Source organism: Chryseobacterium sp. SIMBA_038 (assembly GCF_046535115.1).
GTDB lineage: Bacteria > Bacteroidota > Bacteroidia > Flavobacteriales > Weeksellaceae > Chryseobacterium.
This window is the reverse complement of the sequence record NZ_JAWRXH010000152.1, coordinates 1-274: the sequence shown is the minus strand read 5'-3', so window position 1 is coordinate 274 and position 274 is coordinate 1. Positions and strand designations below refer to the sequence as shown.

Genomic DNA, 274 nt, shown 5'->3' with positions numbered 1-274 from the left:
CCTTTCTTTTCTATTGTATCTTCCACTTTACGTACCACAAGATTAACATCTAACTGATTGACAAGCTGATCCCGGAAATTTAATACTTCAGGGAAATTATGTCCTGTATCTACATGAACAAACGTAAAAGGTATTTTCCCATAGCGAAATGCCTTTGAAGCCAGATGAGCAAGCACAATACTGTCTTTTCCTCCACTAAATAAAAGCGCCGGACGTTCAAACTGCCCTGCAACTTCCCTTAAAATGTAAATAGATTCAGCTTCCAACTGATCCA

General features: G+C 38.7%; 1 protein-coding gene. It reads right to left on the bottom strand.

Going from position 1 to position 274, the window contains the following annotated elements; genetic code table 11:
- The coding region (locus SB689_RS23075) for a phosphoadenosine phosphosulfate reductase family protein (RefSeq protein WP_410694393.1) at positions 1-274 on the bottom strand (274 nt) is incomplete at both ends.